Raw genomic sequence first — 24,206 nt, 5'->3', positions numbered from 1 at the left:
TGGTGACGTGGTTGTCGATTGTTGTCGCGGGTGTCGCCGATGTGCCGTAGACTCGAACACATGAGCGAACAGGTCGGCGCGGTCGAGCGGGAGCTGCTCGCCCGCGCCCGGACCCGTCTGCACGCTCGGGGGGCGGAGCACTACCGGCTGCTCGAGGATGTGGCCGAGCTGGACCGGGTCGGGGTGGCCGACCGGACCGGGGACCGGCTGACCGAGCGGCTGGTGGAGACCCTCGCCCGCTGCGACCGCCGCGAGGCGAACCGGTTGGTCGAGCAGGCCCGTGACCTCGTGCCCCATGCCGGCATCGGCGGTCAGCCGCTGCCCGCGCGGCTGCCGCACACCTCGACCGCGCTGGCGGCGGGGGAGATCGGCGAGGCCCACCTGGTGATCATTCAGAAGACGATGCGGCGCATCGAGGAGCTCGAGCACCTCACACCCGCCGTGGTCGCCGAGGCCGAACAGTCCCTGGCCGACAAGGCGCGCGCGTTGCCGCCGGCCGGGCTGGCGCATGCCGCGCAGCGCCTGCTGGCCCATCTGGACCCCGACGGCGCCGCCCCGAAACCGGAGGAGGCCCGGGCGGATGCGGTGCAGCTGCTGCGCCGCCGCGACGGCTCCCTGGATATGCGCGCCTCGATCACCGAGCCCGCCGCCGCCGCGATGATCGACGACGGGTTCGAGGTCATGTCGCGCCCCGCCGGCCCCGACGACCCCCGCGACCTGCCCGCCCGCCGCGCCGAGGCGTTCAAAGAACTCTTCGCCGCCGCCAACAGCCGCCACGGGCTGATCACCGACACCCGCCACGAAGGCAGCCCGACCGAGCCCGGCGACAGCGAGCCCGGCGACAGCGAACCCGGCGAAAGTGAATCCGGCGACAGCGAGCCCAGCGACAGCGAGCCCAGCGACAGCGAGCCGGGTGATGGGCAGGACGCGCTCATCCCCGAACCCCGTCGCCCCGAACCCCGCCAGCCTGAACCCAGCCAGCCCGCAGGTGCGGCGGCCGGGAGCGCAGGGCGGGCGTTGATCGCCATCACCATCGACCACGAGTGGCTGCGCCGCGCCGTCGGCCACGGGGTCCTCGACAACCAGCAGCTGGTCAACGCCGCCGCCGTGCGGCGGCTGGCCTGCGACGCCGACATCATCCCCATCGTGCTCGGCACCCGCTCCGAAACCCTCGACATCGGGCGCCGCTCCCGCACCGTCCCCGACGCCCTGCGCCGCGCGCTCACCGTGCGCGACCAAGGCTGCGCGTTCCCCGGCTGCACCCGCCGGCCGCGGCGCTGCCAGGCCCACCACGTTAGGTTCTGGGGCCACGGCGGGCCGACCGAGATCGACAACTTGGTGCTGCTGTGCACCCATCACCACAACCAGGTCCACCACGCCGGCTGGCAGGTCAAGATGATCAACCGGCGGCCCTGGTTCACGCCGCCACCCTGGATCGACCCCACCCAACAGCCACGCCCCGGCGGCCCCGCACCACCCCTCCCGACTGCGGCATAGGCCTTCCGAGAGTGCGCCTGACGTGCAGGCGGTCGGAGTAGACGGTGCGGACGTCGCGTTGGTGGTCGACGGTCCGGTGTGGGTCGCGAGCGATACCTCAGTCCCGCTCGAACACCGGCTCGACGGCGCCCCGCAGCATCCCCTGGAGCCACGGCACGATGCTCTGCCCACCGTCGAGGACGTCAGGAAGAACGAGACTCCAGGTGCGGTCTGCGGTGGTGATCTGGAGGACCTCACGTTGCCGAGCCCATCGCGTCGGTGGGCGCTCCCCCCGCTCCAGCGAGACGATCGCCGCGGCGGGCACCTCGACCTCGTAGTTCTTCGGGCGGAAGGTGCCCACGGTCCAGGCGATGACCGCACGGTCCGGGAGCGCGAGGAGGGCGCCGTCGCGGTCCTTGCCGCCTTCCTCGACGTCGACCGGCGCGATGAAGCCGGGTCGGTCGGCCTGGCGGACGTAGCGCTCGAGCTGCTGTCCGGTCAGCGTGAGGGCCACTTGGGTCATCCGCGCGTAGTCCTTGGTGCCGACGACACGAGCCGCGGCCTCGGCCGACGCGATGATGAGCTGTTCGGCGTTCATGGTCCCCCCGGACTCGACAAGGGTGCGCTGGACGAGCGCCCCACGTGTCGACCTCGTCGATCCGTCACGTCTCGACGTTTCCTGTTCCTGCGTCGACCACCTCCTTGCCGGAGGGCTATGACCCGTTCGGCTCCGGTGCGAGGTCGTTGGCGCGGACGTCGGTGTCGGCGGCGTCGCCGCCCTACTCCTCCTCGAGGACGTGCACCCCGAGCGTGGTGATCCCGCCCTGGCCGTCCACCAGACCCCGCTCGCGCAGCACGGCAAGCGAGCGGGCGTCGCGATCGGTCGCCTCGAAGCCGGTGGCCAGGCGCGCCAGGAGCGCGTGGAGCTCATGCCACGCCGGCGCCTCGCCGGCCCGGGGAGCAGGGATGCTCCGCTGGTCGAGCTTCCCGTTGCTCAGGATGGACATGTCTTCTCGCCCCCGCGCGTGTCGACGTCAGCCCGAGGGCCTTTCTACCCATCGGCAGAGGAGACGAAGACTTGAGTCGAGTCACGAGGTCGCAACAGGGTGACGTCGCCCAGGTGTAACGAATTACGTCAGTGTCTCGACGGGGAGTCGGACGCGCATCAGTCGATCGTGCGTTCGGCGGCTCGCCCGGGGGGACGTTGGTGGGAAGACACAAGAGGCGCGCGGGTTCCATGCGCCTCGGACGGCTGTCGGTTGTGGCCTTCTTCCTGCTCGCCCTTCTGGGCACGGGGTTCTCCTTGGCGCTCGCCGCCGGTGGGTCCAGCGCCCCTGCGCAGGAGGCGGGACCGACAAGCGAAGGGGCTGTCGAGGCGGTCGGCGCTGACGGCGTCCCCCGAGAAACCCCGATCGACGACACCTGCAGCGCGCGTCTGGCGAGCGACCCGCAAGTGGCGGCCCGGCAGCGCATCGCCGATCACTTCACGGTCGGTGCACCCCACGCGGCAGCCGTGAGCGACCTGGAGACTGCCCGCGTCGATCGAGCCATCGTCCTGTGCCCCGGGTACCAGCCCCCGGACGACGGACGCTCCCGCGACCCGATCAGCTGCGCCACGGCGACGTCGGAGCGGGACGTCGTCGCCCGCCTCGCCACGGCCTTCGCCGCGGCTCCCGAGGAAGGCTTCTACTACCGCGAGACGCTCGCCGCGGCCGACGCTGCCAAGAGCGAGGCGTGCACCGAGACAGGTCCCGGTGGTGACGGTCCCGGTGGTGACGGTCCCGGTGGTGACGGTCCGGGTGGTGACGGTCCGGCTGGTGACGGTCCGGGTGGTGACGGTCCGGGTGGTGACGGTCCGGGTGGTGACGGTCCGGGTGGTGACGGTCCGGGTGGTGACGGTCCGGGTGGTGACGGTCCCGGTGGTGACGGTCCCGGGAGCGGCCCTGGGGCGGGCGTGCCCGGCGGTGGCGGGGCGGACGGTGGCGCTGGCTCGACGCCGGGCGCCGGTGTGGTCGGGGTCAGCGCCGGCGCGCCAGGACACGTGCCGAGCGCTAGAGAGCCGTCCGACCCCGCAGGCGGGGTGGCGACCGAGGACGCGGCAGCGGGCGAGGGGTCGTCCGGTGGCCTGACTACCGCCGGCGAGCCGATCGCCGTGGACGCCGGCCCGCAGTATCCCGTCGGTGGCGTCGACGCAGGGGACGCCGCGATCGGAGCCGGAGCCCTCGTCGTCGCCCTCGCGGCCGTCGTCGCCGGGGTGGCGACGGCCCGGCTCCGACGGCAGGCCGCAGCCAATGGGCCGCGAGGCCCGACCTACTCGCAACGAACGATCGTGGTGGTCCTCGCCGTCGCGCTCGCCGCGTCGGCGACCGTGATCGTCGCCGCCGTGGCGGTGGCCGCCCCGGCCGACGACACGTGCAAGAACTTCTACTTCGTCAACGCCCGCGGCTCGGACCAGGACTACGACCGTCCGAGCACCCTGCTGCATGCGCCCGAGGGGCAAGCCGTCCGGGACGGTGTCGACGCCGCCATCGTCGCCGGCGGGCGCGAGCCCGGCGGCGAGAACATCAACCTCAACTACCCCGCGGCCGACGTGAAGCCGATGATCTTCGCGGTGGCGGGCTTCTTCGCCGCACCGGACAGCGCGATGCTCGGGCTGGCCCAGCGACAGGTCGCGGCGTACCTCGACAGCGAGCGGCAGGCGGAGGCCGGATTCGCGCAGGCCGTCAACCAGATCGTCGCCCAGTGCGAGTCGGTGGGACGGCCCGCGCGGGTCGTGCTGTCGGGGTACTCGCAGGGCGCGATGGCCGCGCACAACTACCTCGTCCGCCTCGCAGACCAGGGACGGGAGAAGGAACGTACGGCCATCGTGGGGGCAGTGCTCGTCGCCGACCCGGAGCGGCTCCCGAACTCGACGATCCGCGACTTCTCCGTCGCTGAGCCGCGCGGCGACGACTCGTACGGTGTCTGCGAGGCACTCGGCCTCTTCCCCGTCACGGGCCGGCCCTCGTGCCTCCCGGACTACGCCCCGATCACCGCCGTGCCGTCCCAGCTGCGCGATCGGACGAGTCAGCTCTGCGCGGACGGCGACCTGGTGTGCGACACCGGCACCGTGATCAACCAGACTCTGGCGCTCGACCTGGCCACGGCGGGCGTCCGGGGCTATGGCATCCACACGAACTGCGAGGCCTACTGCGGTGACGACGCCGACGCGGCGGGGCGCGAGGTCGGCGGCAAGATCCTCGCTCGCATGGGCCCCGTCGGAGGTCCGCCTGGGGGAACCCCGGGAGGTGAGCTGACGACCGGGCTGACGCCGGGCCTGTCGGCCGACGAAGGACCGCCGGGCCTCATGATCCTCGCCGTCGCCCCCGAGCGGTGCCCCGCTCCGTCCAACAGGGTCGTCGCCGAGCTGCGGTCGTCCGAAGGTTTCGTAGCCGCCTCCGACTCGACGTACTTGAGCGCCGACGGGAGCCAGGCCACCGTGATCGCGCTCCGGGGTCGGCTCAAGACGCGCTTCGAGCCCTACAACCCTCCCCCCTCCGAATGGGAGCAGAGCCCACCGGGCGACTACACCGTGAGCATCTCGTGCCGGGCCCTGGACTACGAGACGCGTGAAGAACCCACCGTGAAGGCGTTTCCGGACCTGCCCTTCGTCATGACGAATCCCTACACCGTCGACGTCTCGGCCACGAGGGTGCGGACCACCGAGGGTCTGCGGGTGCGGTCGAACCAGCCGTGTCCGCCCGGATCGGCGCTGGCCAGGGCCCGGCTGGCCAAGGCATACGACCCCGCCCCGTCCTACGAGTACACGTACTCCGGTGACGCCGAGGTGGCCGCCGACGGCAGCTGGTCGGCCGAGTTCCCGGAGTTCCCGGCGCTCCCCGATGGTGACTACGGGCTGTACGCCACCTGCATCACCAGCGACTACTTCGGATCCCTGGCGTACGGCCTCTCGGCGACCATCACTCTCGACCGGTCCGAGCCGGGCGGCGCGGACGTGTCCGTCGAGGACGCCGCCCCGGTTCGGGAGCCCGCACCGGCGTCGGAGGATCCCGAAGACGCTGCCGAGCGCACCGGTTCGGGGTAGCGCGCGGGCAAGGTCAGCAGCTGGCCGTCCCCTGCGGCAGCTCGGCGCCGGGGGCCGCCACCGCGCACGGGCGGTCCCCGACGTCGCGCACCACCCGGATCGCCGAGCCGTGCAGCACCTCGACCCCGGCGACGGGCGGCGCGCCCCGCGACTGCTGGTCGAGGGACAGGGTGACGTCGCGGGGGTCGGACGGCCGGGCGACCTCGCCGCCGATGACGCCGTAGGAGCGCAGCCCGCCGCGGGAGCGCACGGTGAGCTCGAGGGAGATGCGGGCCGGCGGGTTGGCGGGCAGGTCGTTCGACTTGACCGCCCACACCTGGCTGTTCCCGCCCTGCCCGAAGTGCTGCACCGTGCCGCGGAAGCGCAGGTCCGGGGACGACAGCTCGACGGCGCGGACGGTCTCGCGGCACTCGGGTCCGATGCGGCAGGCGATGTCCTCGAAGGCGCACCCGAACGACTGCTCGCCGATGCTGATGGCCGGGGCCGGCGGGGCGCCGGGCGCAGCCCGGTAGACGCCGCGGATGCGGCGCAGCGTGCTGTCGTGGCTCGCGTGCTTGATCTCGATCATGCGGCTGGTGAAGGTCCCGTCGACGGCCTCCACGGTCGACTGCACCAGCGCGTTGAAACCGATCATGTTCTCGCCGGTGACGAGCAGGTCGTGGAACCACCCGCGCCAGACGCCGGTCCGCAGGCAGAGCCCGGCGCTCTCCACGGCGAGGTGGCCGATCTCGACGTCCTGCACGATCGACCACGGCCGCCCGGTGGTGAGGTCGACGCCGTCGTTGAGGCAGAGCGTCGGACCGGCGAGGACCTCCGCCGGCGCCGGGGCGGCGACGATGTCGCGCGGTACGGGGAGCTCGAGGTCGATCCGCCCGGTCGCCGGGTCGACGGCGGTGACCCGGTTCCACATCTCGAAGTCGTAGGTGACGCCGAACCGTCCCGCGGCGGTCGGCACGCCGTCGGAGCGGATCATGACGATGTCGCCGACCGCGACCCGCGCGCCGCCGAGCGGCGCGGCGAGCGAGACCGTGCGGGAGCCGGCGGCCACGGGGGCCAGTGGCCGCGTCGCCCACGACTGGGCGGAGCCGGCGAGCATCGCGACCGGGTGGATGTTGCCGATCTCGAAGGTGTGGGCGTCGGGCAGGTCGACGGGACGGGCGCGGACGCGGTTGTTCACCAGCACGGTGCCGGGGCCGGCGCCGAGGTGGCGCTGCCCGCTGCGCACGCGGATCGCGGCGTTGTGGACGAACCGGCCGGGCGGGTAGTAGACGCGGTCGGCGCCCGAGTCGACGGCCGACTGGATCGCCGCGCCGTCGAGCTCGTCGTCGAGACCCACCGCGGCGGGGTGCTCGCGCCGGGCCGCGTCCAACGTCGGGTACAGCGACGACAGCGGCCGGGAGACGCCGTCGCCGATCGCGCCGAGGTCGGTGACGACGGTCCACCCGGCGCGGCGGGCGGCGTCCGCCGACGGGAAGGGCGGGGACGGCGGGGGAGCCGCGGCAGGCCCCCGGCCCGCGGCACCGACCCCGATGCCGGCGACCGCGAGGCCGCCGCCGAGGGCGAGTGCCCCGCGCCGGGTCCAGCGCGTCCCCACCCGCGCTACCCCTGGTGCAGGCGCGACGACGTGCGCCGGAAGTAGGGGCTGTCGGCATCGAGGTCGCGCACGGGCTTCGCCGGGGTGCCGGCGTAGAGCTTCTCGATCTCCTCGACGGGCTTGGCGAGCAGCGAGCTCGCCGCGAGGATGCTGCGCTCCGCCAGGGCGGCACCCGGCAGCAGGGTGCACCGCGTGCTGACGACCGACCGGGCGCCGATGGTCACCGGCGCCGACACCTGGGTCGCCGTGTCGAACGCGTAGGTGTGCGTGAGCACCATCGTCCAGACGCCGCCGATGCCGCTGTGCTCCCCGAGCTCGACCCGGTCCGAGCAGTCGACGAAGTGCATCGTCGAGATGCGCGAGCAGTCCCCCATGATCAGCGCCGGGTGCCGGTCCAGGTGGGCGAAGTGGGCCTTGGTCCGGCCGACGGCGTTGACGAAGTTGAGGTTCCCGACGAGCGCCTCGGTGCCGAGCTCGACGTCCTGGGCGCCGCGGATCACGCACAGGTGCCCGATGACCGCCGACGGGCCCATGCGCAGGTGCTCGACGTCGACGAACGAGTGCCCGACGGTCGCGGCCGGGTCGATCTCGTGCCCGAGCAGCCGGACATAGAGCACGCGACGGGCCCGCGCGGGCAGGAGCACGGCGAGCGCGGCCAGCAGGGTCCGCATCCGGCGGTGACGCACGACCAAGACGACTCCGAACGCGGGGGACGAGGGCCCGAGTGGGTGAGTATCCCGCCGTGCGTGACCGTGCGGACGGCGGGGCAGGATGCACCGGACCGTCGGCGTCGACCGGAACGGTGGTGGGGGACATGCCGGGCTGGCACCGGGTGATCGGCCGCGCCCGCCGGCCCGTGCTCGGGATCGCCGGCCAGTTCCTCAACGCCGGCACCAACGTCGCCACCGTCTACCTGGCCTCGCAGCTGCTCGCACCCGCGGCGTTCGGCGACTTCGTCGTCGTGTTCGCGGTCGTCTCGGTCGTGCTCGCCGCCGGTCGCGGCCTCATCGGCAGCACGATGCAGGTGCACCTGCCGACCCTCGACGAGGCCACGCGGCGGTCGATGGTGCGCTCCGCGCTCGGCTTCACGCTGCTCGCCGGGCTGGTGGGCTCGGCGGTGCTCGCGGCGATCGGTGTCGCGGCGGGGGCGACGACCGTGCTGTGGTTCGCGCCGTGGGTGACCCTGGCGCTGCTCCACGACGCCGCCCGCTACGTCTTCCTCTCCACCGAGCGGCAGGGCTCCGCGCTGGCCCTGGACGTCGCGTGGGCGCTCGCCCAGGCGGCCGTGATCGTCGCCTGGCTGCTGGCGGGCGGTCAGGAGAGCATCGGTCTGCTCGCCACGGCGTGGGGGATCGGCGCCACGGCGGGCTTCCTGCTGTTCGTCGTCCTGACCCGCGCGGTGCCCGCACGCCCCGGCCCGTGGACGCGCACCACGCGCGACGTCGCCGGGTGGTTCACCGCGACCGCGTTCGTGTCGCAGCTCGAGCTCTACCTCGTCCTGCAGCTCACCGGCCTGCTCCTCGGCGCGACCGACGCGGGTGGCCTGCGCGCGGTCCAGCTGCTCGCCTACCAGCCGGCCATCGTGGTGCTCGGCGCGCTCTCGAGCGTGCTCACGCCGGGGGTCGTCCGGGCGCGCGGCGACCGTGACCGTCTGCGGGCGGCGGTCCGGACCGTCGCCGTGACGGCCTCGCCGGTCGCCCTCGTCCTGATCGCGGTCGCGCTCGCCCGCGAGCCGCTGATGGCGCTGCTGTTCGACCAGTACGTGGCCTTCGCGGCCCTCGTCGTCCCGATCGCGCTGCAGGGTGTCGCGAGCACGCTCGCGCTGCCGTGCCAGGTGCTGCTGCGTGCCCTGCGCCGCGGGGCGACCACGTTCACCGTCCAGGTCGCGCGTCTCGTCGTGATGGTCGGCGCGGCAGCCGCCGGCATCCTGGTCGCGGGACCGGCCGGACTGGCGTGGGGGCTCGCCGCCGGCGCGACCGTCGTCCTGGCCCTCACGGCCGTCCTCGCCCTGCGGGCGGCGCGGGACGATGCCGGCCCGGTGGCCGCCGAGGACCTGGCCGCGGCACCGGCCGACTAGCGATCAGGACGGCGCGTCGAGCTCGATCCAGCCGCGGGTGGCGGCCACCGCGAGGATCTCCTCGACCGCCGCGCCCGGGTCGGCCCGGGCGGTGTCGACCACGACGTCCGCGTCGGTGGGGACCTCGTAGGGGTCGGAGATGCCGGTGAACTCCGGGATGATGCCGGCGCGCGCCTTCGCGTAGAGCCCCTTGCGGTCGCGCTCCTCGCAGACCTCGAGCGGCGTCGCCACGTGCACGAGCACGAACCCCGCCCCCGTCGACTCCACCATCGCGCGCATCTCGCGGCGGACGTCGTCGTACGGCGCGATCGGCGCGCACAGGGCGACCCCGCCGTGCCCGGTGATCTGGGCGGCCACGAAGCCGATGCGCCGGACGTTGAGCGCGCGGTGCTCGCGGCTGAACGTGAGCTCGGAGGAGAGCATGCGGCGCACGATGTCGCCGTCGAGCAGCGTCACCGTCCGGTCGCTGCGCTCGAGGACCGTGTCGTGCAGCGCCCGCGCGATCGTGGACTTGCCCGCGCCGGACAGGCCGGTCAGCAGCACCGCGAAACCGAGCCTTCCGCCGGGGCGGGTGCGGCGCAGCTCGCGGTGGATGGCGACGTCGAACAGGTCGAGCGACGGCGCGGCACGACGGTCGGTGACCTCGGTGAGGTGCGCGTCCACGTCGGCCGGGGTCAGCAGTGTGGAGCGGTGCGCCACCGGCACATCGCTCTCGAGCGCCCACAGGCCGGTGCGCAGGTCGAGCGCCACCGCGGGCAGGTCGACCACCGGGGGCAGGTCCTGCCCGTGACGGCCGTCGCCGGAGACGGCGGGCCCCGCCACGTGGGTGGCGCCGTAGGCCGCGGCGACGTGGCGCACCAGGTCGGTGTCGGCGCTGGTGTCGACGCCCCCGTCCGCGCCCCCGCGGCGGGGCACCGCGACCGGCACCACGTCCGCGGCGACCGTGTCGCGCACCGCCAGGCACGTCCGCACGAGGGCCGGTCCGTCGAGCCCGTGCGGCCGGCCGTGACCGGTGAGGGGGAAGAGCACCACCCGGGCGTCGAGCCGGTCCGCGGCCGCCCGCACGGCGACCAGCACCGGCAGGGGCAGGGGGCGGTCGACGGGCACCCCGAGCACGGCGGCGGCGTCGCGGGACGGTCCCGGCGCCGCGACGCGCAGCGCGGCGTGGCTCCCGCGCGGGTGCTCCCCGAGGTCGCGCAGCGGGCCGACCAGCCCGCGACGGCCCGGGGCGGCGTCGCCCGGTTCCCAGGTCGCGGTCGGCGCGAGCTCGGCGACGGGCACGCCCTCCTCCTCGAGCAGCAGCAGCCGGCCCGCCTCCCGTGCCCGGTCCGCGACGTCCGTCGGCACCAGCAGCGTCGGGGCCGGCTCCCGCCCGGGGGACCCGGCGACGAAGCCGTTGACGCCCCGGTAGGCGCCGCGCAGCACCATGTCGACGTCGTCGAGCTCGGCGGCGGACGGGGTCCAGCGGGGCGGCGTCGCGCCCCCGGTCCCGTCGCGACCCTCGGCCACCATGGTCATGCCCGCCCCCCTCGAACGGCCCTCGCGGGTTCACCCGTTCGCGGGACCCTAGCGTCGTCGCTGCAGGTCGCGGGCTCAGGGGACGCGCAGCCCCGCCCGCAACGGCTGCTTCAGGATCTTCCCGACGGCGTTGCGGGGCAGCGGCTCGTCACGGAAGGCGACCACCGTCGGGATCTTGAAGTGCGCGAGGCGTGCCGTGAGGTCGCTGCGCAGGTCGTCGGCGCGCAGGGCCGTGCCGGGGCGGGTGCGCACGATCGCGCCCACCTCCTCGCCGAGGTCGGGGTGGCGCACGCCGATCACCGCCACCTCGACGACGTCCGGGTGCTCCGCGATCGCGTCCTCGACCTCCACGCAGTGCACCGCCTCGCCGCCGCGGTCGACGACGTCCTTGATCCGGTCGACGACGCGCAGCCGGCCCTCGTCGTCGACGCGGCCGAGGTCGCCGGTGTGGAACCAGCCGTCGGTGAAGGCCTGCGCGGTCGCCGCCGGCGCGTTCCAGTAGCGCCGCACGACGTTCGCGCCCCGCAGCCACACCTCCCCGACCTCGCCCGGGGGCTGCCGGTCGCCGGTGGCGGGGTCGACCACCGCCAGCTCCAGGCCCGGGTACGGCCGCCCCACCACGTCGGGGCTGGCCAGGTACTCGGCCCCGGACGTCGTCACGACCCCCGAGGTGGTCTCGGTGAGGCCGTAGGCGTTGGTGGGGGCGACCGCCCCGTCGAAGCGGGCGCCGATGCGGCGCACGAGCTCCGGTGGGACGGCCGTGCCGCCCATCCGGATCGCGCCGAGGTGCCCCAGCTCGTGGCGGTGCGGGGCCACGGCGTCGACGAGCTGACCCATCGTCAGCGGCACGCCGGCGGCGCCGGTGAGGCGCTCACGGCGGATCAGCGTGACGGCCTCGTCGGGGTCCCAGCGGTGCATCGTCACCACCGTGGTGCCGGCCCACACCGCGGAGACCAGCACGCAGAGCCCGGCGATGTGGAACATCGGGTAGGTCAGCAGGAGCCGGCTCGGTACGGGGGCGGCGTCGCCCCGGCCCGCGACCACGGCCAGCGAGCGGTTCATGACGTCGGTGCCGAAGTTGCGGTGGCTCCCGACGGCGCCCTTCGGGGTCCCCGTCGTGCCCGCGGTGTAGAGGATGGTCGCGTCGTCGTCGGGCCCGATCGGCACCTCCGGCGCCGGGCCGACGGCGCGCGACTGCTCGACGACCTCGTCCCAGGGCACGATCCCGCCGCCGCGCCCCCGCGTCCCGCGGACCTCGATCACCGGCACGTCGAGCTCGGGCACCCCGAGCAGCACGTCGACGCGCTCGGGGTCGGCGATCACCAGCGACGGGCGGCAGTCGGCCAGCGCGTGCCGGAACTCGGCGGCGGTCCACCAGGCGTTGAGCGGCACCAGGATCGCCCCGAGCGCGGTGGTCGCCCAGAACACCGGGCTCCACTCGGGCACGTTGCGCATCGACACGGCCACCCGATCACCCCGGCCGACACCGGCGACGTGGTGCAGCCAGCCCGCGAGCGCTGTCGCGAGGTCCGCGTGCTCGGCGAAGGTCAGGCGGTCGTCACCGTGGACGAGCAGGTCGCGGTCACCGAACGACCGGCTCGCGGCGAGCACCTCGGCGAGCGAGCGCGGGGCGCGCGCGTAGACCCGCAACGGCACCCCGTCGACGACCTCGTCGCGCAGCTCGTAGGCCGCGCCGGGTGCCGTCAGCTCCGCGAGCCGGCGCTCGCGCGCTCCCACCACCGGTGACACGTCGTGCACGAATGGCCCCCCGTCTCGGCGTGACGGCCACCGACTGTAGGACTCCGCTCCGGCGCGGCCGCCCCGACCCCGGTGCTGGTCAGAGGCGGTGATCGACTCCGGCGCTGCGGTGCCTGGGCGAAGGGGGCCTCGCCCGATCGGGTACCGTGCCGCCACGGTTCGGCCGCACCCCCAGGTTCGCCGGGGTCGGGGATCCCGCGGATCCGTGCCGGGACGCGACGACGCCTGCGGCGGGCCGACCCCCCGCCATCGCGGTGTCACCTTGAGGGGGCCGGCTTGTCCGAACAGCTCGACATCCTCGTGATCGGGATCAACTACGCGCCCGAGGTCACCGGCGTCGCCTGCTACTCCACCGGCATCGCCCGCGGGCTCTCCGCGGCCGGGCACCGGGTACGGGTGGTCACCGGGTTCCCACACTATCCGGCGTGGGCGTTCGCTCCCGGTTACGAGACGGGTGCGTGGCGTCGCGAGCGCGACGGGGACGTCGACGTCCTGCGCGTCCGCCACCCCCTGCCCCGCAACACCCTCGGGCCGGGCCGCGTCGTCATGGAGGCGGTGTTCGCCCTCGAGGCGGCGGTCGCCGCCGGGCGTCCGCCGGACCTGGTCCTCGTGATGAGCCCGTCGCTGATGTCGGTGGGCGCGGGCCTGGCCCGGCGGTTCGGGACGCGCACCGCGGTCGGCGTGGTCGTGCAGGACCTGTACTCGCGGGCGTTCCCCGAGACCGGGGCGATGAACGGCCGCGGCCGCTCGCTCGTGACGCGGCTGGAGAGCGCGCTCCTGCGCGGGGCCGACGGCGTCTCCGTGCTGCACGACCGCTTCCGGGACAGCGTGCTCGGGCTCGGGGTGGACCCGTCGCGCATCGTCGTCATCCGCAACTGGTCGCACGTCGTCACCTCCACCGCCGACCGCGCGGCGACGCGGGCCGCGTTCGGCTGGTCCCCCGACGAGACCGTCGTGCTGCACGCCGGCAACATGGGCTACAAGCAGGGCCTGGAGAACGTCGTGGAGGCCGCCCGCCTGGCCGACGAGCGGGGCGCGCCGATCCGGTTCGTGCTCCTCGGCGACGGCGCGCGGCGGGAGGCGCTGCAGACTCTCGGTGCCGGCGTCGAGCGCCTGGAGTTCCGGGCGCCGCTGCCGGACGGGCAGTTCGAGGACGCGATGGCCGCCGCGGACATGCTGCTGCTCAACGAGAAGCCCGAGGTCAGCGACATGTGCGTGCCGGGCAAGCTGACCTCCTACTTCGCGGCCGGACGCCCGGTGCTGGCCGTCACCGACCCGCGCAGCGGCGGGGCGTCCGAGGTGCTCGCCGCCCGCGGCGGGGTGCTCGTCGGCTCGGGCGACCCGTCGTTGCTGCTCAAGACGGCCTGGGCGTTGCGCGACGACCCGCGGCAGTGCGCGGCGCTCGGCGAGGGCGGGCGCGCGTACGCCGACGCGGTGCTCACCGAGGAGGCCGCGCTCGGGGCCTACGAGGAGTGGGCCGAGGCGATGGTGGCGCGGCGGCGGTCGGAGGCGGGCAGGCGGTCGGAGGCGGGGGGACGGTCGCGGTGGACCTGAAGGGCCTGGGGGCGGCGCTGCAGCGCCGGCGGCTGACGGTTCTGGTGACGACGCTGGCGGTCACCGCCGTCGTCGCGGCGATCACGTTCCTGATCCCGCCGACCTACCAGGCCGAGGCGCGGCTGTTCGTCTCCACCCAGGTGGACGCGGCGAACCCCAGCCAGCAGCTCTTCCAGGGCGGCAGCTTCACGGTGGACCGCGTGCGGTCCTACACCGAGGTGGCCACCAGTCCGCGGGTGCTCGAGCCCGTCGTCGCGCGCCTCGGGCTGGACACGACCCCCGACGAGCTGGCGTCACAGATCACGGCAACGGCGCCGACCGGCACCGTGCTGTTGGGGATCCAGGCGCGCAGCTCCGACGCGTCCGAGGCCGCGGCACTGGCCAACGCGACCGCCGACCAGCTCAGCCGGACGATCGAGGAGCTCGAGACGCCGGCGTCCGGCCCGCCGTCGCCGGTGCGGGTGACGACGCTCAAGCAGGCCGTCACCCCGACGTCACCGCTGTGGCCGAGCCCCGTGCCGACCATCCTGGCGGGCTTCCTCGCCGGGCTCGTGCTCGGTGTGGGGCTCGCACTGCTGCGCGAGAAGCTCGACGTGACGGTGGCCGGCGAGCAGGACCTCGCGCGGGTCACCGACCTGCCGCTGCTCGGCAGCATCCCCCGGGACCCCGCCGGCACGTCCCGCCCGCTCGTGTCGGACGACCCGGGCGGCGTCCGCGCCGAGGCGTTCCGCAAGCTGCGGACCGGCCTGCAGTTCGCCTTCGTCGACGACGCCCCGCGGGTCCTCGCGGTGACGAGCGCCGTCGCCGGGGAGGGCAAGAGCTCGGTGGCCGGCAACCTCGCGCTGAGCCTCCAGCAGCTCGGCGAGCGCGTCTGCCTCGTCGACGCCGACCTGCGGCAGCCCTCGGTGGCCGAGTACTTCGGGCTCGTCTCGGACGTGGGCCTGAGCACGGCGCTCATCGGGCGCACCGGGGTCGAGGGCGCGGTCCAGCCGGTCGCCGCCCGGCTGGACGTCATCGCCGCCGGGCCCGTGCCGCCGAACCCGGCGGAGCTGCTCGGCGCGCACCGGATGCCGGTGCTCCTGGCCGAGCTCCAGGAGCGCTACGACACCGTGATCGTCGACTGCCCGCCCGCGCTGCCCGTGGCGGACGCGTCCATCGTCGCGGGCCGGGTCGGGGGCGTCGTGGTGGTCGTGCGCGCCGGGAGCACCACCCGACCCGACGTCGAGGCCACCCTCCGGGCGCTCGACCGCGTCGAGGCACGGATCCTCGGCACCGTGCTGAACATGGTGTCCCCCGAGGGGCCGTCCACCGACCCGTACGGCGACCGCCGGACGTCCTACCCGTCGCGGGCGCCGCAGCTCGCCGACCTCACCGGCCCGATCGCGGCCCCGGGGCGCAGGACGAGCGCCGACGCGTCCTCGTAGGCGGGCGCCGATGGTCGAGCCCCGGGAAGCCCGGTGGGCCGCGGTCGCGGTGCTGGCGTTCCTCGTGCCGCTGCCGCAGCAGTGGGAGATCCTGTCCGCCACGCCGTTCGGGGTGCTGCGCTGGTTCCACGTCGGGGCCCTCGCGATGGGCACGATCTACCTGCTCGCCTCGCGCCGCGGCCACGGGATCGCGCGCGAGCTCGCGCCGATGTGCGTCGCCATGGTCGGGGTGACGCTGATGTGTGTCGTCGGCGCGGTCGTCTACGGCGGCGACGCCGCGCAGCCGGTGCAGCACCTCGTGTACTTCGCCGTCGGTCTCGGGCTGGCGACGGTGACGACCACCGCGCTCGCCCGGCCCGAGGGCCGCCGGGTGCTCGCGTGGTGCGCACCGCTCGCGGTGACCTGGACGCTCGTCGGGTTCGACCAGAACCTGCGCGCCAACGGCGTCAGCCCCCTCGCCCAGCTCCAGCAGGCCCTGCTCACGGGCAACCAGAACGCCCTGATCTTCGGCGTCTTCCGCCAGGGCCTGTCCACCGTCGACAGCCCGGCGCCGGCCAGCGTCCGCCACGAGGTGATGGCGGCGTTGCTGCTGATCATCGTCGTCACGTGCCTCGCGAGCGGCCTGCGGCGCCGGACGGCGGTGCTCGCCGGCCTCGCCGTCGCCGCGGGCGCGGTGGTGATCGTGCTGTCGCTCTCGCGCGCGGTCGTGCTCGCGGCGGTCCTCGGCGGCGTCGTGGTCCTGCTGCGGGCGTTCCTGCGGATGAGCCTGAGCCGGATGGCGGTGGTCGGGACGGTCGCGGGCGCCGTCGTGCTCGTCGTCGTCGGGGCGCGGCTGGTCGGGCTGCTGTACTCGCGGGCGCTCGACTCCGGGAGCTACGAGGCGAGGTTCTCCAGCTTCGGCCTCACCGGCGGCGAGATCGCGAACCGGGTGCTCGGCGGTGGGCCGGATCTCGCGATCTCGACCCACACGCTCTTCTTCGACGTGCTGTTCCGGGCGGGCTGGGTGGGCGGGCTGTGCGCGCTCGTCGTCGTGGTCGTGATCGCCCGGTACGGGCTCGCCGCGGTCCGGCGCTACCTCGACACGCGCTCGCTGCCCGACCTGGCCGCGGTCACGGCGTGTTCGCTGGTGCTGCTGCGCTGCTTCACCAGCGGCAACGGCTTCCTGCACCAGACCGAGTGGGCGGCGTTCGGGGTCGTGGTCGCGGTGGCGCGGATGCAGCGTTCAGGAGCTGCCGACGAGGTACCGGGGGAGGTCGATGCCCTCCGCCCGGCTCCGCTCGTAGTGGGCTCGCGCCAGGGCCCGTAGCGCCTCGCGGTCGTCGTCGAGCAGCTGCGTGACCTGGTCGGCCAGGGGCGTGACCTCGTCCACCAGCCATCCCGGCGGCAGCAGCTCGGCGACCGCACCGCGCGCGGTGGCGAGCACCGGGACCCCGGCGGCGAGCGCCTCGTGGACGACCAGTGGGTGCGACTCGTGGCGGTAGCGGCTGGGGAAGACGAACACCGCCGCCCCCGCGAGCTCGCGGGCCACCCCGTCGCGGTCGAGCGGTCCGGTGTGGCGCAGCGCGGCGCCGTGACGACGCCGCGCGCCGTCGATCGCCGCCTGCACCTCGGGGTCCGCCGGCCCGACGAGGGTCAGCCCGACCTCGCGGCCCCGGGCCCGCAGGTCGTCGAAGGCGTCGAGGACGTCGAGGACGCCCTTCTCCGCCGTGAGGTTGCTGACGTGGACGAGCCGGTCGACAGGGCCGTCGTGGTCGCCCGTGACGGTCCCCGGCGCCTCGACGACCCGGGCGTTGCTGACCACGACGACCGCCGCCGCGGTGCGATAGCGGGCGCGGAACGTCGCGGCCATGCCCTCGCTGAGGCAGACGTGCGTCCCGGACGGCCCGAGCAGCCGGGCCAGCACCGTCATGACCCGCGCGGGGGGCTCGCCGGGCAGCAGGTAGTTGTAGGAGTGGTGGTGGAACACCGGGACCGCGCCGGCCGCGCGCGCCACGGCCAGCACCGCGGCCTGGTACCAGAGACCGCCGCTCCCGGCGCCGCCCACGTAGACGACGACCGGTCCCCGCGCCCGCGCGGCGAGCACCGCGATCCCGGCGCGGACGTGGCTCGCCGCCCGGCGCAGGTGGTAGCGCGGTCCCGCCCCGGTCGCGGCCGTCGACACGACCCGGACCCGCGTGCCCGTCGCGGCCGCCGCGAGCGCGCGGACCTCGGCGAGGACGGCCTCGGTCACGTGGCTCGCGCCGTGCCGCGGCGGCGGGAGCGGGCCGACGACGAGCACCGTGCGGGGCCTCACCGGGCACCGGCCCGTGCGGTGCGCGCCCAGAAGCCGCAGTGGTGCTCGACGGACGCGTCGTACGGTGCGACGCCCTCCACCCCCAGCACGGTCGGCCGGGGCACCCCGTCGCGGTCGGCCGGCTCCCACGGCGGCAGCCCGGGCCCGTCGGGCCGCCCGGTGCGGGCGAAGGCGGCCCACGACGCGACGACGCGGCGGCCGAGGTCCTGCTCGGCGTCGGGCAGCGACCCGACCCCGGGCACGTCGAACAGCAGGGGCAGGTCGCCCGAGTGCTGGGCGCCGACGGGCAGGCGGTTCGGGCCCTCGTCCCCGGCGCCGGGGTCGGGGTCGGGCGCGGCGAACTCGTAGGCGAAGGTCGGGGCCGACCTGGCGAGGGCCTGCTCGTCGCGCAGCGTCGGGCACGACCACACGGTGTCGGTGAGCACCGCGGACCAGGTCGCGGGGCCCGAGCCGCCGTGGCGGGCGAGCGGGTACTCGCGCTCGACGGCGTCGGCCGAACCCCCGAAGGCGGCCTCGAGCAGCCGCGGGTAGGCGCTCGGCCCGAACCGGGCGGGGTCGGCACGCTGCTGCGGGCGCACGAACGCCCGCGCCTCGTCGTGGGTGGTCCCGATGAGCACCGGGATCGGGGTCCGGCGCCCGTCCAGGGCGTCACCGGGCTCGACCGGCAGGACGTCGGACCCGTAGGCCAGCACGGTCTGCGGCGGCGTCGCGTCGAGGAGCTGCGCGGTGGAGCGCCCGCGCAGGCAGGTCGCCGCGTCGGGGCCCGTGCAGCCGAGCCCCGCCGCGGTCTGCGCGCCGGCGGCCTCGACGGCCTCCCGCGGTGCGTACAGGCGGCGCGGTCCCCGGTCCGGGCCGAGCGCGGTCGGCGGCCAGCTCACCGAGCAGGACCCCGACATCACGATCGCGCGGGCCACCCCGAGATCCCCGAGCGCGGGCGAGCCCAGCAGGGCGCAGACCGCCGCCGCCCCCGCCGACTGGCCCGCGACGGTGACCGCGGCGGGGTCGCCGCCGAACGCGGCCACGTTGTCGCGGACCCAGCGCAGGCTGGCCAGCTGGTCGAGGAACCCGAAGCTCCCCGAGCCGACCAGTCCCGGCAGCCCGAGGTAGCCGAGGAGCCCGAGCCGGTAGTTCACGGAGACCACCACGACCCCCTGCTCGGCGAGCCTGCGCGGGTCGACGTCGGAGCCCGCCCCGCTGACGTATCCGCCGCCGTGCCACCACACGACCACGGGAAGGCGGGCGTCCGCCGCCCGCTGCGTCGGGACCGTGACGTCGAGGAACAGGCAGTCCTCGCTCTGGTCGGCCGGGACCTGGCCGGCCGATGCTCCGCCCCGCTGCGGGCAGCGCGGACCGGACGCGGTCACCGGGCGGACACCGCTCCAGGCGGGGACCGCGACCGGCGGCGCCCACCGCAGGTCCCCGACCGGGGGCTGCGCGTACCGCAGACCCAGGTAGCGCTGCACCGATCCGTCGTCGATCCCCTGGAGATCCCCACCAGCGGTGCGGAGGACCGGTGAGCTCGGGTCCTCGGGGCCGGTCGCGCAGGCGGTCGCCACGGCCAGGAGCAGGGCGAGCGCGAGGCCCCGCCAGGTGTCGCGCCGTCCCCGCGGCGTTCCCGTCCTCGGCACCGTGGCTCCTCTGTCAGGGCGATCGAGCGGGGCCGGTAGCGTGTCGCCCGTTTCGGTGGCGTGTGTCACCCGAAGGTTTGCACCGTACGCCAGCGGTCGGGGCGCGACGGCACCGACAGGAGGACCGGCATGGGGCGCGTCGGCACGCTCGCACGGGACCGGCTCAAGCGCGTGATCCCCCTGGTCAACCGGGTCACCGAGCGCGCAGGCGTGCGCGTCCAGCCCGTGCACTACTACTCCGAGGTGCCCGACCGCCGCGGGCTGCGGACCGAGCGCGCGAGCTGGGCACGGCGTGTCGAGATCGTCGGGCTGACCTGGTCCCTCGACGAGCAGCTGGCGTGGCTGCGCTCGGTGTGCGAGCCCTACGCCGGCGAGGCGGCGGGCCTCGAGCTGTGGCGCGGCCTGGGCACCGACCGCGGGCCGGGCTACGGCCCGATCGAGTCGGTCGTGCTGCACAGCGTGGTCCGCTCGCTCGCGCCGGCGCGGCTCGTCGAGGTCGGCAGCGGGGTCTCCACGGTCATCTCCCGGCACGCCGCGGACCGCAACGCCGCCGAGGGCCGCGGCACCACGACCATCACCTGCGTCGAGCCCCATCCCCGGGACGCGCTGCGGGCGCTGCCCGGCGTGGAGGTGGTCGCCCGGCGCGCGCAGGACGCCGACGACGCCGTCTTCGCCGCCCTCGGCGCCGGCGACGTGCTGTTCATCGACTCGACCCACACCGTGCGCACGGGCTCCGAGCTCGCCCGCCTCTACCTCGAGGTGATCCCGCGCCTGGCGCCCGGCGTCGTCGTCCACATCCACGACGTGGTGCTGCCCTACCTGCACCAGCCCGACGTGCTCGACAGCGTCTTCGACTGGCAGGAGTCGACGCTGCTGGCCGCCCTGCTCACCGACAACCCGCGCCTGCGGGTGCTCGCCTGCGAGTCGGCGCTGCACCACGACCGCCCCGACGAGCTCGCGGCCCTGCTGCCGGACTACCGCCCGCGCGCCCTGCACGACGGGCTCTACGTCGACGACGGCGTCGGGGGCGACGGCCGCCGGCGGCACTTCCCGTCGAGCATCTGGCTCGAGCGGGTCGGGGAGGCACCGTGACCACCCCTCCCGTCGTGGAGCGCTGGTTCCCCGAGGTCCGGGCGGGCGGCTACAGCCGCGTCGACGGGACGGTCGGCTTCTACACGCGGGTGCGCGCCCTGCTGCCGCCCGACGCGGTGGTCGTCGACTTCGGTGCCGGGCGGGGGAAGTTCCTCGAGGACCCGGTCGCGTTCCGCCGCGACCTGCAGAGCCTGCGGGGCACCGGCGCCCACGTCATCGGCCTGGACGTCGACCCGGCCGTCCACGAGAACACCGCCGTCGACGAGGCCCACGTCGTCGTGCCCGGCGAGCCGCTGCCGCTGGCCGACGCCTCCGTGGACGTCGTGGTCGCCGACTTCGTGCTCGAGCACGTCGAGGAGCCGGCGTGGGTCGCCGGCGAGCTCACGCGCGTGCTGCGGCCGGGCGGCTGGATCTGCGCCCGCACGCCCAACCGGTGGGGCGTCATCGCGACCGCCGCGCGCGCCGTGCCGAACCGGCACCACGTCGCGGTGCTGCGCCGGCTGCAGCCGGGCAAGCACGAGGTCGACACCTTCCCCACGACCTACCGGATGAACAGCCGCGCCGCCCTGCGCCGCTGCTTCCCGACCGAGCACTGGGAGCACGTCGTCTGGGCCCACGAGGGCGGGCCCGCCTACGCGAGCGGCTCGCGGGTGGGATGGGCGGCCTTCCGCGCCCTCTCGTCGCTCACCCCGCCGCCGATGCGGCCGATGCTGTTCGTGTTCCTGCAGAAGCGGGGCGAGGCATGAGCCTGTCGACCGGGATCGCGATCGCGACCCTGCGCACGCGCAAGCTGTCGCGAGCCGTGCGCCACCGCAGCTACCTGCGGGCGCTGCGCCGCGGCGTGCTGGCGAGCACGGAGAACGAGGACGCCAAGCTCTCGCGCGGGTTCGCCACCGTGCTCGACGTCGGCGCCAACCGCGGGCAGTTCGCCGTGTTCGCCCGCCAGAACTGGCCGGGCGCGCGGCTGGTGTGCTTCGAGCCGCTCGCCGAGGCGGCGTGCCGCATCCGCGAGGTCGTCGACGGGCCCGTCGAGGTCCACGAGGTCGGCGTCGGGGCGGCCCCGGCCGTGAGCACCCTGCACATCGCGGGCCGCGACGACTCGTCCTCGCTGCGCGAGATCGGGCGGCAGGCCGAGGAGTTCCCCGGCACCGCGAGCACCGGGTCGCGCGAGGTCCCGGTGGTCACCCTCGCCGACCACCTCGACGACGACGTCGCCCGCCCGGTCCTGCTGAAGATCGACGCCCAGGGCTGCGAGATGGACGTGCTCCGCGGCGCGGGCGACGGGCTCGACCGCGTCGACGAGATCCTCTGCGAGTGCTCGTTCGTCGAGCTCTACACCGGCCAGGCGCTGGCGGGGGCGATCGTCGCCCACCTCGTCGAGCGCGGCTTCGTGCTCGCCCACGTCTCGGGGATGCTGCTCTCCGCCGCCGGCCGCCCCCTGCAGGCCGAGTTCACCTTCCGCCGGGCGGTGATGGCGTGACGGCGGTGCGGGACCGGGAGGCCCCGCCGGCGGGCGGTGCGCTCTCGGCGCTCGCGCACCCGATCTCCTACCGCGGCGACATCGAGGGCCTGCGCGCGGTCGCCGTGCTGCTGGTGCTCGTCGACCACGCCGGGCTGCCGCTGACCGGCGGCTTCATCGGGGTCGACGTCTTCTTCGTCATCTCGGGCTACCTGATCACCTCGCTGCTGCTCGCCGAGCTCGTCGAGAAGCGCGGCATCTCGCTGCGCTCCTTCTACGCGCGCCGCGCGCGCCGGCTGCTCCCCGCGGCGGCGACGGTGCTGCTGGTCACCGCCCTGCTGACGGTCCTGCTCATCCCGCGCACCCGCTGGCTGGACATCGCCTACGACATCGGCGCGAGCGCGATCTACGTCGAGAACTGGCGCCTCGCCGAGCTCGCCGTCGACTACCAGGCCCAGGACTCGACGGCCAGCCCGCTGCAGCACTTCTGGTCGCTGGCGGTCGAGGAGCAGTTCTACATCGTGTGGCCGCTGCTGCTCGTGGCCGTCGCGGCGCTGCTGCGCACCCGGTGGCTCGGGTACGTGCCCCGCACGACGCTGGCCGCCGCGCCGGGCGGGGTCCAGCGCCGGGTGCTCGTCGCCCTCGCGGTGGCCATCGGCGTCGTCGGGGTCCCGTCGCTCGCCTGGTCGGTGTGGTTCACCGCCGACAACCCGTTCGCCGCCTACTTCGTGACGACCACCCGGCTCTGGGAGCTCGCGGTCGGTGGCGCGACGGCCCTGCTCGCGGGCGTCGTCGCGCGCCGGTCACCGGCGACGATGGCCGTGGTGGGCTGGGCCGGCCTCGGTGCGATCGCGGTCTCCGCGGTGCTCTACACCAGCTCCACCCCGTTCCCCGGCGTCGCCGCGCTCGTCCCTGTGCTGGGGACGGCGGCGGTGCTGGCCGCGGGCGCGTCCGCCGCCGCTCCCGGTCCGCGTCGCGTGCTCGACGTCGGCCCGATGCGGTGGGTGGGCACGCTGTCGTACTCGCTCTACCTCTGGCATTGGCCCCTGATCATCGTCGCGGCCGCGGTGGTGGGGGAGCGCACCGTCCTTCTCGGCACCGTCGCCGTCGTCCTGTCCTTCGTGCCCGCCTACCTCTCGTACCGCTACGTCGAGGACCCGATCCGGCGCTCGCGCCCGCTGCGCCGCGACCCCGAGAAGTCGCTCGCCGTCGGCCTGACCGCCACGGCGGCGGCGATGATGGCCGCCGTCGCGATGATCGTGGGGGTCGGCACCACCCCGACCACGGCCTCCGCGGTCCCGCTGACGCTCGACGCCGCGGGCGACGTGGACCGCGACCAGCCCCGGATCGGCGCCCTGGTCCTCGCCGACGACCCGCGCGACGACCCCGCCGGCGCGCCCACCGACACGGTCCCCTCGATCACCCCCGACCCCGTCGGCGCGAAGAACGACATCGGCCCGGGCTGGTGCAGCACCGCGATCCTCGAGACGGAGGTCCGGACGTGCGCGCTGGGCGACACGTCCTCGCCCACCGAGGTCGCCCTGATCGGCGACTCCCACGCCCAGCAGTGGACGACCCCGCTGAGCACCATCGCCCGGCAGCGTCACTGGCGGCTGACCGGCTACACCAAGTCCGGCTGCCCGTTCGTGTCCCAGGACGTCGCGATCTCCTCCGACGCGGCGGGCGGCACCACGCCGGGCGGGCGCACCTACCGTGAGTGCGCGGTGTGGCGCGACCAGGTCGTCCAGCGGCTGACCACCGGGCCCAACCCACCCAAGATGATCATCGTGTCGTCGGGCGAGCACTTCCCGATGGTGGGCGGCGAGATCGTCCGGGGAGCGCGCGCCACCGACCTGCTGGTGCGGGGCTTCCGCGAGGCGTGGGCGCCCTTCCAGGCGCGCGGTACGCGGGTCGTCGTCATCGGCGACACCCCCGCCCCCGACCTCGAGGTGCCCGACTGCGTGGCCGAGAACCGCGACCGCCTCACCGAGTGCACGTTCTCCCGCGCCGAGGCGAACACCGTCGACGGCGCCGCCATCGTCGAGGCGGGGCGCGCCCAGCGCGACGTCACGGTGATCGACATGAGCGACGCGCTGTGTCCCACCGAGCGCTGCGCGCCGGTGATCGGCGGCGTGCTCGTGTGGCGCGACATCAGCCACATGTCCGCGTCCTACGCCGCGACCCTCGCGCCCCGTCTGAATCGGCTCCTGCCTCCGCTGCCATGATCCTGAATTCGATCTCTTGCGCCC

18 protein-coding genes are annotated in these 24,206 nt (G+C 75.0%); 10 read left to right on the top strand and 8 right to left on the bottom strand.

Annotation, left to right across the window (positions count from 1 at the left end):
• Window positions 1-60: 60 nt before the first annotated feature.
• Entirely contained in the window at window positions 61-1,497 is a 1,437-nt protein-coding gene (locus WCD41_RS15935) for an HNH endonuclease signature motif containing protein (RefSeq protein WP_337714441.1), read from the top strand.
• A gap of 97 nt (window positions 1,498-1,594) precedes the next feature.
• Here WCD41_RS15935 and WCD41_RS15930 read toward each other — a convergent pair whose 3' ends face one another.
• The gene (locus tag WCD41_RS15930) at window positions 1,595-2,074 is read right to left on the bottom strand and encodes a hypothetical protein (RefSeq protein ID WP_337714440.1); all 480 of its coding nucleotides are present in this window, start codon (window positions 2,072-2,074) and stop codon (window positions 1,595-1,597) included.
• Window positions 2,075-2,255: 181 nt separating this feature from the next.
• The gene (locus tag WCD41_RS15925; RefSeq protein WP_337714439.1) at window positions 2,256-2,483 is read right to left on the bottom strand and encodes a hypothetical protein; all 228 of its coding nucleotides are present in this window, start codon (window positions 2,481-2,483) and stop codon (window positions 2,256-2,258) included.
• A 1,073-nt stretch (window positions 2,484-3,556) separates the two neighbouring features.
• Here WCD41_RS15925 and WCD41_RS15920 point away from each other — a divergent pair.
• A complete protein-coding gene (locus WCD41_RS15920; RefSeq protein ID WP_337714438.1) occupies window positions 3,557-5,560 on the top strand; it encodes a cutinase family protein in 2,004 nt (667 codons plus the stop codon).
• Between the two features lie 13 nt (window positions 5,561-5,573).
• On the opposite strand, the gene WCD41_RS15915 is transcribed toward WCD41_RS15920, so the two are convergent.
• Together WCD41_RS15915 and WCD41_RS15910 are read right to left on the bottom strand one after the other, a co-directional pair.
• On the bottom strand, window positions 5,574-7,154 hold the full coding sequence (locus tag WCD41_RS15915; RefSeq protein WP_337714437.1) for a hypothetical protein: 1,581 nt from the start codon (window positions 7,152-7,154) through the stop codon (window positions 5,574-5,576).
• A gap of 5 nt (window positions 7,155-7,159) precedes the next feature.
• Window positions 7,160-7,825: an acyltransferase gene (locus WCD41_RS15910; RefSeq protein ID WP_337714436.1), complete on the bottom strand. Its 666-nt coding sequence runs from the start codon at window positions 7,823-7,825 to the stop codon at window positions 7,160-7,162.
• Window positions 7,826-7,968: 143 nt separating this feature from the next.
• Between WCD41_RS15910 and WCD41_RS15905 the strand changes: the two genes are divergently transcribed.
• Window positions 7,969-9,231, top strand: a complete 1,263-nt coding sequence (locus WCD41_RS15905) for an MATE family efflux transporter (RefSeq protein ID WP_337714435.1) — start codon at window positions 7,969-7,971, stop codon at window positions 9,229-9,231.
• A 3-nt stretch (window positions 9,232-9,234) separates the two neighbouring features.
• On the opposite strand, the gene cysC is transcribed toward WCD41_RS15905, so the two are convergent.
• Window positions 9,235-10,749, bottom strand: a complete 1,515-nt coding sequence (gene cysC, locus WCD41_RS15900) for an adenylyl-sulfate kinase (RefSeq protein ID WP_337714434.1) — start codon at window positions 10,747-10,749, stop codon at window positions 9,235-9,237.
• A 75-nt stretch (window positions 10,750-10,824) separates the two neighbouring features.
• A complete protein-coding gene (locus WCD41_RS15895; RefSeq protein WP_337714433.1) occupies window positions 10,825-12,489 on the bottom strand; it encodes a class I adenylate-forming enzyme family protein in 1,665 nt (554 codons plus the stop codon).
• A 294-nt stretch (window positions 12,490-12,783) separates the two neighbouring features.
• On the opposite strand from WCD41_RS15895, the gene WCD41_RS15890 reads away from it, so the two are divergent.
• The 3 genes from WCD41_RS15890 to WCD41_RS15880 are packed head-to-tail and all read left to right on the top strand — an operon-like array spanning window position 12,784 to window position 16,791.
• Window positions 12,784-14,061: a glycosyltransferase family 4 protein gene (locus WCD41_RS15890; protein WP_337714432.1), complete on the top strand. Its 1,278-nt coding sequence runs from the start codon at window positions 12,784-12,786 to the stop codon at window positions 14,059-14,061.
• Window positions 14,052-15,485: a tyrosine-protein kinase domain-containing protein gene (locus WCD41_RS15885; protein WP_337714431.1), complete on the top strand. Its 1,434-nt coding sequence runs from the start codon at window positions 14,052-14,054 to the stop codon at window positions 15,483-15,485. The genes WCD41_RS15890 and WCD41_RS15885 overlap by 10 nt, the downstream gene beginning before the upstream one ends.
• A 10-nt stretch (window positions 15,486-15,495) precedes the next feature.
• The gene (locus WCD41_RS15880; RefSeq protein ID WP_337714430.1) at window positions 15,496-16,791 is read left to right on the top strand and encodes an O-antigen ligase family protein; all 1,296 of its coding nucleotides are present in this window, start codon (window positions 15,496-15,498) and stop codon (window positions 16,789-16,791) included.
• Here the strand turns inward: WCD41_RS15880 and WCD41_RS15875 are convergent.
• Together WCD41_RS15875 and WCD41_RS15870 are read right to left on the bottom strand one after the other, a co-directional pair.
• Complete coding sequence (locus WCD41_RS15875; RefSeq protein WP_337714429.1) at window positions 16,708-17,778, bottom strand: glycosyltransferase family 4 protein; 1,071 nt, start codon at window positions 17,776-17,778, stop codon at window positions 16,708-16,710. The genes WCD41_RS15880 and WCD41_RS15875 overlap by 84 nt on opposite strands.
• Window positions 17,775-19,406 carry a carboxylesterase/lipase family protein gene (locus WCD41_RS15870; protein ID WP_337714428.1) on the bottom strand — a complete coding sequence of 544 codons (1,632 nt, stop codon included), beginning with the start codon at window positions 19,404-19,406 and terminating at the stop codon, window positions 17,775-17,777. Before WCD41_RS15870 ends, WCD41_RS15875 begins: the two co-directional genes overlap by 4 nt.
• A 129-nt stretch (window positions 19,407-19,535) precedes the next feature.
• On the opposite strand from WCD41_RS15870, the gene WCD41_RS15865 reads away from it, so the two are divergent.
• The 4 genes from WCD41_RS15865 to WCD41_RS15850 are packed head-to-tail and all read left to right on the top strand — an operon-like array spanning window position 19,536 to window position 24,182.
• A complete protein-coding gene (locus WCD41_RS15865) occupies window positions 19,536-20,498 on the top strand; it encodes a class I SAM-dependent methyltransferase (protein ID WP_337714427.1) in 963 nt (320 codons plus the stop codon).
• Window positions 20,495-21,244 carry a class I SAM-dependent methyltransferase gene (locus WCD41_RS15860; RefSeq protein WP_337714426.1) on the top strand — a complete coding sequence of 250 codons (750 nt, stop codon included), beginning with the start codon at window positions 20,495-20,497 and terminating at the stop codon, window positions 21,242-21,244. Before WCD41_RS15865 ends, WCD41_RS15860 begins: the two co-directional genes overlap by 4 nt.
• Window positions 21,241-21,978 carry an FkbM family methyltransferase gene (locus WCD41_RS15855; protein ID WP_337714425.1) on the top strand — a complete coding sequence of 246 codons (738 nt, stop codon included), beginning with the start codon at window positions 21,241-21,243 and terminating at the stop codon, window positions 21,976-21,978. The genes WCD41_RS15860 and WCD41_RS15855 overlap by 4 nt, the downstream gene beginning before the upstream one ends.
• Window positions 21,975-24,182: an acyltransferase family protein gene (locus WCD41_RS15850; RefSeq protein WP_337714424.1), complete on the top strand. Its 2,208-nt coding sequence runs from the start codon at window positions 21,975-21,977 to the stop codon at window positions 24,180-24,182. The genes WCD41_RS15855 and WCD41_RS15850 overlap by 4 nt, the downstream gene beginning before the upstream one ends.
• Window positions 24,183-24,206 lie beyond the last annotated feature (24 nt).

It is taken from the genome of Actinomycetospora aeridis (assembly GCF_037400275.1).
GTDB lineage: Bacteria > Actinomycetota > Actinomycetes > Mycobacteriales > Pseudonocardiaceae > Actinomycetospora > Actinomycetospora aeridis.
This window is presented reverse-complemented; position numbering and strand designations above follow the sequence as displayed.